General features: G+C 72.7%; 4 protein-coding genes. 2 read left to right on the forward strand and 2 right to left on the reverse strand.

Going from position 1 to position 5,894, the window contains the following annotated elements; all coding sequences use genetic code 11:
- Positions 1 to 18 precede the first annotated feature (18 nt).
- The gene (locus ACX9I7_RS32180) at positions 19 to 1,248 is read right to left on the reverse strand and encodes a M6 family metalloprotease domain-containing protein (RefSeq protein ID WP_358628011.1); all 1,230 of its coding nucleotides are present in this window, start codon (positions 1,246 to 1,248) and stop codon (positions 19 to 21) included.
- A gap of 418 nt (positions 1,249 to 1,666) precedes the next feature.
- On the opposite strand from ACX9I7_RS32180, the gene ACX9I7_RS32185 reads away from it, so the two are divergent.
- Positions 1,667 to 3,610: a putative bifunctional diguanylate cyclase/phosphodiesterase gene (locus ACX9I7_RS32185; protein WP_387574915.1), complete on the forward strand. Its 1,944-nt coding sequence runs from the start codon at positions 1,667 to 1,669 to the stop codon at positions 3,608 to 3,610.
- 105 nt (positions 3,611 to 3,715) lie between these two features.
- Here the strand turns inward: ACX9I7_RS32185 and ACX9I7_RS32190 are convergent, their stop codons facing one another.
- Positions 3,716 to 4,813, reverse strand: a complete 1,098-nt coding sequence (locus ACX9I7_RS32190) for an LLM class flavin-dependent oxidoreductase (RefSeq protein ID WP_459389341.1) — start codon at positions 4,811 to 4,813, stop codon at positions 3,716 to 3,718.
- A 257-nt stretch (positions 4,814 to 5,070) separates the two neighbouring features.
- Between ACX9I7_RS32190 and ACX9I7_RS32195 the strand changes: the two genes are divergently transcribed.
- Complete coding sequence (locus ACX9I7_RS32195) at positions 5,071 to 5,829, forward strand: IclR family transcriptional regulator (protein WP_387574919.1); 759 nt, start codon at positions 5,071 to 5,073, stop codon at positions 5,827 to 5,829.
- Positions 5,830 to 5,894: the final 65 nt, after the last annotated feature.

The following is a 5,894-nucleotide window of genomic DNA, read 5'->3' on the forward strand; positions in this document are numbered from 1 at the left end:
TCGTGTATCCACCAGGGGTCAGCCCCGGGTCACCCGGACCGTCCACGCCCCGGTCGCCAGGTGTCCGCGCGCCTCCACCCGCACCCCGTCCGCTTCCAGGGCCTCCCCCGCCCCCAGCGGCGCGTCCGCCAGCGGCGGGTAGACGGACTCGCCCCAGCAGGCGTGCCCGCCCGGATGCCCGTCCAGCACCTGGATGGGCCCGCCGCCCGAGGCGGTGTCGCTGCGCACCCGGTAGACGAGGACCCCCTCGGTGCAGGTGGCCGAGTCATTGCCGGTGGCGCTGCGCGCCTCGACGACGATCGCGCTGGTCACCCCGGTGCGGACCACCACCATCCGGGTGCGGGCGTCCGGGCCCGGGCGCATGGGGGACTCCAGCGGCTGAACGGTGTGCACGGTGGTGCCCGGCCCACTGACGCAGTCGACCTGACGCGGGGCGAGCCAGCCCAGCTTCCACTTGTGCCAGCCGAAGGGCTCCGAGGCGAGCCCGAACTGGCTGCCCATGATGTCCCAGTCGCCCACGTGGGTGTCCCAGTCGCCCTTGCCGTCGGTCGGCCGGTGGTAGAGGTCGGGCAGGTCCAGGACGTGACCGGTCTCGTGCGCGAGGACGTTGCGGTCCGGCGGATGGTGCTCGAAGACCGTGACCACCCGGCGCAGCTCGGTGCCGTCGACGGAGATGGGCTCCTCGAGATTGACGACCTTGGTCGCGTCGGAGTCGACGCCGGGGGCGTCGGGGTCGGCGACCAGATAGACGAGGTTGTAGCGCCGGAAGTCGACCTCCTTGTCGACGGCGGCGATGGCGTCCCGCAGATAGGCGGAGCGCTGCTCCCCGTCCCAGTCGCGCTGTATGTGGTAGTCGCCCGAGGGCCGGGGCATCCGGAACCACTTCTTCAGCGGGTGGACACGCAGGGTGAACCGGCCGTAGGAGGCGCGCTCGAAGAAGCGCGAGGTGCCGGGGAAGTGGTCGGCGGCGAGCCGGTCGGGGGTGACGAAGGGCTTGGAGTCCGGGAAGGACAGGAAGACCATCACGGCGTCGAGCCGCCCGACGGGCCGGGGATAGTCCTGATTCCAGGTGTCGAGGCCCTCGGAGTGGTGGGCCTGACTGCGGGGCAGCGCACAGGGGCCGCCGGGCCCCGTGGCGTGGGCCGGCGCGGCGACCACGGTCGTGGCGATCGCGCACAGGCAGGTGAGCACCGCGCCGAAGCGGCGCAGCCGGGACCGCTCCGCGCGTCGCGGCCGGTCCACTCCCATGGGTGTCAGCGGACGCACCACGTCGACCTCCGGGGACGGAATCGGGAGACCTCACCCACCCTCTTGTTATTTGCGGTGTTATGCCCCGTTTCACTACCCCAGTCGAGTGACTAAGCCGACTTCTGGGTACATCACACTCAGTCACTGACGGTCAATCGACTAGACGCAACCATCCAGCCTCAGGCGTGAGTGTGCGCGGACGCGCATGGACGGACAGAAACGGTCGGACCCAAGCCGACGGCTCCACCCCTCGCGGCCGGGCCGCTGGAACGGTCCCTGCGCGGGCTCTATGCTCGCCACACTTCCAGCACGGAATCCCCCTACAGGCGGCGATTTGCCGTCTTTTCCACCACGCGTACGAGACGTACGACTCCCCGCACGGACCCCGTGCGGAACCACTGTCACGCGGGAGCGAGCGTTGAGCGGAACACTCGACGGCCACGGCGGTCCGCCCGACCCCACGCCGCCAGTCGTCACGCAACGTCATGCCACGTCGGATGACGCCTCGAACGTTTCGGATGCCACGCCGGATTTCGCGTCGGATGTCACGCCGGTCGTCACACCGGACGGTTTCCGCGCCGCCTTCCGGGCCGCACAGCTCGGCATGGCCGTCGTCGGCCGCGACGGCCGCGTACGCACCGCCAACGCCGCCCTGGGCGTGCTGCTGGGCACCGACCCCGACCTGCTGCGGGACTCCTCCGCCGCCGAACTCGCCGGGCTGCGCGAGGACCCCCGCGCGTGGAGCGCCTATCGCGAGGTCCTGCTCGGCCGTCGCGACCGGCTGAACTGCACCCGCCGGCTCAGACGGCCCGGCGGCCGGGAGGTGTGGGCCGAGGTGACCGTCACCGCGCTGCCGGAGACCCGCGACGCCCTGCTGTCGGTCTCCGACATCACCGACCGGCGCGATCTGCGGGCCCGGCTGCGGCATCTGCGGATGCACGACCCGGTGACCGGGCTGCCCAACCGGAGCCTGTTCTTCGAACGCCTGGCCGCCGCCCTGGCGGCCGCCGTGCCCCGCCCGGAGGGCGTACCGCCCCCGGACGCCCCGCACCACCCCGACGCCCCGCCCTACCCCGACGCCAGACCGCACCCGGACGCCAGGCCGCACCCCGACGGCCTGTCGGGCGGCGACCGGCGCCGCGGCGGGCGGATCGGGCTCTGCTACCTCGACCTCGACGGTTTCAAGGCGGTCAACGACACCCTCGGCCACCGGGCCGGGGATCTGCTGCTGGGCGCGGTCGCCCGGCGGCTGACCGAGTGCGCGGCCCCGGACGGGCATCTGGTGGCCCGGCTGGGCGGCGACGAGTTCGCGCTGCTGGTCGAGGAGTCCGCGGGCACCGAGCAGCTGGTCGATCTCGCCGCGGCCGTCCAGGCGGCGCTCACCCGCCCGTTCGAGGTGGCGGGGCAGCGGCTGGCGGTGTCGGCGAGCATCGGCGTCGTCGAGCGCCCGGCCGCGGGGACGCACGCGACCGAGCTGATGCAGGCCGCGGACACCACGCTCTACTGGGCCAAGGCCGACGGCAAGGCCCGCTGGACGCTCTTCGACCCCGAGCGCAACGCCCACCGGATGACCCGGCAGGCGCTGTCCAACACCCTGCGGCCGGCCGTGGAGCGGGGGGAGTTCGTCCTCCAGTACCAGCCGCTCGTGGGGCTCGGCGACGGTGTCGTGCGGGGGGTGGAGGCGCTGGTGCGCTGGCGGCACCCCCAGTACGGGACGCTCGCGCCGAATCGGTTCATCGGACTGGCCGAGGAGACCGGTGCCATCGTGCCGCTCGGCCGCTGGATCCTCGCGACCGCGTGCCGTCAGGCGCGCCGCTGGCAGCTCGACCACCCGGGCGAACCGCTCGTGGTCAGCGTCAATGTGGCGGTACGTCAGGTGTGGGACTCCGACCTGGTCGCGGACGTCGCCGGGATCCTCGCCGAGACGGGGTTGCCGGCGCGGCTGCTGCAGCTGGAGCTCACCGAGTCGGCGGTGATGGGCTCGGCCGGCCGGCCGCTCCAGCAGCTCCAGGCGCTGCGCGACATGGGCGTCGCGATCGCCATCGACGACTTCGGCACCGGCTACTCCAACCTCGCCTACCTCAGCCGGCTGCCCGTCTCCACCCTCAAGCTCGACGGCTCCTTCGTCCACGGCTTCCGGGCCGAGGAACACCCCAACCCCGCCGACGAGACGATCGTCGAGGCGCTGGTGCAACTGGCCCACCGCCTGGGGCTCACGGTGACGGCGGAGTGCGTGGAGAGCGCGGAGCAGGCGGAACGGCTGGGGCGGATCGGCTGCGACACCGGCCAGGGGTGGTTCTACTCCCGCCCCGTGCCGGCGGACCGGATCTCGGCACTCCTCAATACGGGGGTACGTCCGTGAGGCCAGGGGCTCCGCCCCTGGACCCGGACCGCGCTGCCGCGCGGTGTCCTCAAACGCCGGACGGGCTGATTTCAGCCCGTCCGGCGTTTGAGGACAAGCGATTCCCTACGCGCCGGGGAACCCGTACGCGTCGGCTATCAGCTCGTAGCTGCGCAGCCGCGTCTCCGGGGTGTGGGTGTTGGCCGTGATCATCAGCTCGTCCACGCCCGTGCGCTTGGCCAGCGCGTCGAGGCCCTCGCGTACCTCGCCCGGTGTGCCGAAGACCACGTTTCGCAGCCAGTCGGCGACGAACTCCTGCTCGGCGAGGCCGAGGGCGGTGGACTCCGCCTCCTCCGGCGACGGGACCAGGCCCGGCCGGCCGGTGCGCAGGCGGAGCATCGCCATCGCACCGGTGAGGACCTGGCGGCGGGCCTCCTTGGGGTCGTCGGCGGCGAGCGCCTGGACGCCGATCTTGGCGTACGGGCGGTCGAGGACGTCGGAGGGCCGGAAGGACTCGCGGTAGAGCTCCAGCGCGGGGAGCGTGTGGGCCGACGAGAAGTGGTGCGCGAAGGAGAACGGCAGGCCGAGCAGCCCGGCCAGGCGGGCGCTGAAGCCGGATGAGCCCAGCAGCCAGATCGAGGGCCGGTCGGCGCGCTGCACCCCGCCCGGCACCCGCCCCTGGATGGGCCCGGGGACGGCGTGGATGCGGGCGAAGCGGTGGCCGTCGGGGAAGTCGTCGTCCAGGAAGCGGGTCAGCTCGGCCAGTTGCTGGGGGAAGTCGTCCGCACCCTCCGCGAGCCGGTCCTGACGGCGCAGCGCCGCCGCGGTGGCGCCGTCCGTACCGGGCGCGCGCCCCAGTCCCAGATCCACGCGCCCCGGCGCGAGGGCCTCCAGCGTGCCGAACTGCTCGGCGATCACCAACGGCGCGTGGTTGGGCAGCATCACTCCGCCCGAGCCGAGGCGGATGCGCTCGGTGTGGGCGGCCAGGTGGGCCAGGATGACGGCCGGGGAGGAGCTGGCGACGCCGGGCATGGAGTGGTGTTCCGCGACCCAGAAGCGGTGATAGCCGCGCCGCTCGGCGAGCCGGGCCATCTCGACCGTCGCGGTCAGGGCCTGCCGCGCCGTCCGGCCGCTGCCGACGGTCGCGAGATCCAGTACGGACAGGGCAACGGGCGCGCTGCCGAGGGGTTTCGCCCGGATGATGTCGTCCTGCACGTCGGCCACGGTGGCCCGCCTCCCTGGTTGACTGCCTCGGTCCGGAGCGCTCGCGGCGCTCCGACCAGCAGCAACCGGAGAACATCTCCGCTTATTCCGCCGGACGCGGGCGGATCGTCCCGGGACACCGGCATATGCCAAGGTCGCGGCGGGCAGGAACAGGAAACGACCGCCGCCGCGATTCTCGCCAACTCCCTCTCCCGGCGGTCGGTTTCGCCGTTACCGTGGAGGGTGGTACACCCGCAAGTAACCACAAGGGGGAGACCGTGGCGCTCAGCCCCGAGCCGACCGCTCCACTCCACTCGGCGCAGTGCGCGCTGCGCGTACTGGAGACGGTCGCCAAATACGCCGGCGGCGTCAGCCAGGCCCAGATCGCCCGCGAGACGGGGCTGCCCCTGGGGCGGCTCGCCCATCTGCTGGCGATGCTCCACCGCGAGGAGTACGTGGAGCTGACCGGCGACGGCGGCTATGTCACCGGCACATCGCTGCTCCTGCTCAGCACGAGCGGCGACCGCGCGGCCGCCCTGGAGCACAAGCTCCAGCACGCGCTGTCCACGCTGCGCGACACGGTGGGCGCCGCCGTCTACCTCAGCACCTATATCGACGGCGAGATCCGGATCACGCAGTACGCGGACGGACCGCGCACCCCGAAGGTCCACGAGTGGGTCGACTTCCGCTCCGCCGCCCACGCGACGGCGCTCGGGAAGTGCCTGCTCACCCAGCTCGACCACGACGACCGGCGCGACCACCTCGCCCGCCACCAGACCGCCCGGCTCACCTCCAAGACGATCACCAACGAGCGGATCCTCTTCAGCAAGCTGGACGCCCAGCCCTCGACCGTCCCCGTTCTCGACCTCCAGGAGTACGCCGTGGGCACGGTCTGCGCGGCCGTGCCGATGTCCGCCGGACGCTCGGTGGGCTCACTGGCGCTCTCGCTCCCGGTCAGCCACGCCCACCGGCTGCGCGAGGCCGCGGACGCCCTGAACCGGCACGCGGCGCCGATGCTGATCTCCCTGGCCCTCTAGGGGCGGCAGGGGCCGGTGTGACCAGTGGTTCGGAGCACCTCCGGACATCGGGTAGAGTTCTCTCT

Source organism: Streptomyces sp. L500 (assembly GCF_054551825.1).

Coding starts and splice junctions, on each gene's coding strand:
- ACX9I7_RS32180 (WP_358628011.1), bottom strand. CDS start 1,248: ATGGGAGTGGACCGGCCGCGACGCGCGGAGCGGTCCCGGCTGCGCCGC.